Here is a 3,777-nt window from a genome sequence, read left to right as displayed (position 1 = left end):
CCTGTCTGCTGCGAAGCGCAATCCCTCTGCTATTATTTCATTAGACGAATTAGGGGATTGTGTATCTGGTAGGTTTAGTATTGAGAGCGAGATTGAAAGTAAGCATATCAAAAGTACAATTGACACCTTTCTTTGGGAACAGGGGTATGAAAAACGAAATATCTTTATCCGACGCTATTGGTATTTCGATTCCATTGAGTCTATCTGTGAAAAAACGGGTTTTAGTCAGAGCAAGGTAAAATCTATTCTGTATGAATTGAGGTTAAAATTACGAAAATATTTAGAAAGCGAGGGAATTGAAGTATGAAAAAGGAACAACTTTCCGAACACATTGGAAACATAGATGATCAGTTAGTCCAGCAGGCGGAGCACATTCCCAATTATGCCCGACAGCACCGACAAAAGGGCTTCAAACGCTTTACGGCATTTGCGGCAGTCATTGCATTGATGGTATGCAGTTTTACGGTGGGTGCAGTGGCCTTTGCGAAGGAGATTGTGGTGGAAGTCCCAGTTGAACAAGAAACCATTGAACTCAAAGAGATTGGACTTACACTGATTCTGCCGGATAATTGGAAAGACAAATATGCTTTGGAATATGATGCCGATTTCAAGGAGTATTATATCTATAACCCCGACATCCGTGAAGCGATGGGAGGTAACAGTGAGACCCTTTTAAGTGGTGGAATGCTGTTTTACTTAAAACTATGGGACGAACAACTTACAAAAGAGCAGGTAGATGCTGGGGGCGAATGGAGTTATGCCAAGTGTGAGTATATTATGACTACGCAAAGCGGAACATATTTGCTTTATTATGCAAGTGACGTGCAGTTTACCCCGGAAACAATGGATGAATACCGGCAGATGGAGTCAGAAATCAGCGACATCCAGTTTGTAGTCGGCAATGTCATCGAATGATATTTCAAACATAGATGCAAAAAAGCAATCTGTAACAACAAATATAAATCTCACGGTGAAACCTCATTCTGGCACGAATTGCGTTTCGCCGTGAGATTTATTATTCCTACAATTATCCCTCTCAGACCGCAAAAATGGCAGATACTACCACACCTGTCTGCTTGTTGAGAGTTCACTGCCTCACGCATTGAGTTTTCATACATCGTTGAATAAAATAGAATCAGACATTTTCATATTCTTACCGCAAAGAGAACTCAAAAAAGATGTAACCTTTTTATCTGAATTACGAGTAGATGGGTGAAGGGTCCCTATCAAACAGTGAAAGGAGACAGCACATGGAGGACGCCCGCATTGTCGATCTTTACTGGGCAAGATCAGAGAGAGCCATAGATGAAACTTCCTCGAAATACGGAAAATACTGTTTTGCCATAGCGCATAATATTCTTGCCAACGACGAAGACGCAGATGAAAGCGTGAACGATACATACCTTGACGCATGGAACAGTATGCCTCCACACCGTCCGGCCATCCTGTCAACTTTCTTGGGAAAAATAACCCGCCGAATTTCTATCGACAAGTGGAGATCCCGAAGTGCCGAAAAACGTGGCGGCGGTGAGATTTTTTTGGCGTTGGATGAATTATCCGAATGTATTTCGTCACGTAACAGTGTTGAGCAGGAGATCGAGGCAGCAGAACTAGCGAAAGATATAAATGATTTTCTTCGGACGATTTCTTTGGACGAACGAAACACATTTGTCGGTCGATATTGGTTTTTGCTATCAGTTAAAGAGCTGAGTGTAAAAACCGGCTTTAGCGAAGGCAAGATTAAAATTCTTCTTTTCCGTACCCGTAAGAAGCTAAAAGCATACTTAAAAAGAAAGGAGTATTGAATTGAACAATCAGACGATTTTAGATGCAATCGGAATGATAGATGACCGTTATATTGTTTCTGCCCAAAAACAACTTGGATGTATTCCTTCAGAAGAAGTATCTTTATCGGCAGTTGTATCTGTTAAACACGTTCGTAGAAGAGCCTTAATTGGTGTTGCCGCAGCTGTGATGCTTCTGTTGAGTTCCTTTGTTACCACCATGGCAGTAAATGAAGAGTTCCGTAAAATGGTATTTGAATTCTTCCATATTACCGTAGCCGAAAATGTTCCTAATGGTGACGACTTTGGAGATAAAACCCACGTTGACCTTGGTGGGGGTGTGTCTGCCGAGTATATCCATGTAGGGAAAGAACTCACATCCTCCGGAAACGGTATTCTATATAACATCAATTACTCTGAGAATGGCGAAATCAGCGGTGTCTCGTTTTACCAACTAACCGGAGGTATAGTGCAGGACATCCAAACAAATCGCACTGAGTTCCATGTCTCTGCCGGTGGCACTTCAGTAGATGGCTACGCTTATTGGTGTTTATCGGATGACCGTTTTGCGGCAATCGGCAGAGGCCAAACCACAGATCGCTCAAAAATATGGGAAATATCTACGATTTCCGGTCAGTCTGAGATGGTGCTGCTTTCGATCTATAGCGGTATCGAGGACAATCTTGCTTTTTACGCATTCTGGCTTGATTTGCATACAGGAGCTGCCGAAGCTGTGTTCGAGGACGATGGATTGTGTGAGCTCACACATGTGCAGGAGTTCCAAGTCGCACCTAACTGCAAATATGCTTTAATCCGTGGTCAAAGCGACTACGACCTTACTGACGCACCATATATTTACAATCTGGAATCCGGTAACCTGCTCCCGCTGCTGGACATGACAGGTACAGAAAATATCGACAAAGTGCTTTGGGCGGATGATGACACCGCTCTCCTCACATTGAAAAAGGATAATCATTATATTTGCTGGGCCTATCACATCCAAGAATCTACGATGGAAAAAACAGTCGATGAACCGTTGCTAAATTCTGATGTCGATGGGAGTGGTGGAGTTGTTGATCTCAACGGGCGCTATCTCCTCCATGTAGATGAGACTGGTGTTGTGGCAGTGATCGACCAGAAAGACGGCACACGATCTGCCGCTATTTATGGGTTTGTATATGATAAGCGGGGACAAATTCTTCTTGGTGCAGATGGCGAAAAAGCCTGTTACTTTGTATCAGCTCAGTCCAGTGATAGCTTGAGTGTGGAAACCCTTGGCGTAATTGATTTTACTGCCGCAAAGTTTACCATTTTTGACCGTTCTGGATTCGATCAGAATCAGGAATTGCGACTTGGCTGGCTTGACAAGAACAGCGTTGCAATTTCAACGGCCGGAAATGGCGCCGACTTGTATGTGTATAAGTTTGAATAACAGGATGTCCTATAAAACCAAGTTTCAGTAAAGGAGGTTGCTTATGAAAAAGAATAGTTACATGGCGCTTCTTTTGGCGCTGCTTATGGTGGCCACTTTGGTTGGTTGCTCCTCCGGAGTCCAAAATGGCACCTCTGACAAGCCGTCGGATACCACATCTAATCAGACAATTTTGCAGGAAGCTACAGAGTGGTTTAAGGAGCAGACCACTTACTACGAAATTATCAGTAGCGAAGTTTGTGGTGAGCAGATCATTTTTCTGACCGGAACAAAAAATCCAGGAACTGACGACTACCAAAATTTACAGGCGTTTGTTGTGAAGCAGACCGATGGAGACTACGAGGTAGCAGCAATGAAGGACGGCGAAAGAGGCGTTTCTGCTGGCTTTTCCGCTCATGTGCTTGCAACTGATGCCTTAACGATTGTGTTTGGCGATACTAGCGACAGCGTGTATGATTTCCCTAATGATCGAAGACTTGATGTTGATTTTACGAAAATTAACATTGTTCTGGCACAGGGCGAGGCAAGGACAGAGGAAATTGCCGGAAATGCACCATATCT

4 protein-coding genes and 1 pseudogene are annotated in these 3,777 nt (G+C 43.4%); all 5 read left to right on the top strand.

Annotated elements, in window-relative coordinates; translation table 11 throughout:
* Positions 1–307, top strand: a pseudogene (locus B5F88_RS18640) (sigma-70 family RNA polymerase sigma factor); the annotation flags it as partial.
* Entirely contained in the window at positions 304–915 is a 612-nt protein-coding gene (locus tag B5F88_RS18635; RefSeq protein WP_087348965.1) for a hypothetical protein, read from the top strand. The pseudogene B5F88_RS18640 and the gene B5F88_RS18635, both read left to right, overlap by 4 nt.
* A gap of 335 nt (positions 916–1,250) precedes the next feature.
* The gene (locus B5F88_RS18630) at positions 1,251–1,805 is read left to right on the top strand and encodes a sigma-70 family RNA polymerase sigma factor (protein ID WP_087348963.1); all 555 of its coding nucleotides are present in this window, start codon (positions 1,251–1,253) and stop codon (positions 1,803–1,805) included.
* A gap of 1 nt (position 1,806) precedes the next feature.
* Positions 1,807–3,216 (top strand): hypothetical protein, encoded by a 1,410-nt coding sequence (locus tag B5F88_RS18625; RefSeq protein ID WP_087348961.1) that lies wholly within the window; start codon positions 1,807–1,809, stop codon positions 3,214–3,216.
* A gap of 43 nt (positions 3,217–3,259) precedes the next feature.
* Positions 3,260–3,777, top strand: a 518-nt coding sequence (locus tag B5F88_RS18620; RefSeq protein WP_087348959.1) for a hypothetical protein, incomplete at its 3' end; no start/stop codon positions are given.

The organism is Flavonifractor sp. An306, assembly GCF_002159455.1.
In the GTDB taxonomy this organism is placed as follows: domain Bacteria; phylum Bacillota; class Clostridia; order Oscillospirales; family Oscillospiraceae; genus Flavonifractor.
This window is presented reverse-complemented; position numbering and strand designations above follow the sequence as displayed.

Bases quoted from the DNA above. Each gene is read 5' to 3' on its own strand.
- B5F88_RS18635 (WP_087348965.1), top strand. From the start codon at position 304: ATGAAAAAGGAACAACTTTCCGAACACATTGGAAACATAGATGATCAG.
- B5F88_RS18630 (WP_087348963.1), top strand. From the start codon at position 1,251: ATGGAGGACGCCCGCATTGTCGATCTTTACTGGGCAAGATCAGAGAGA.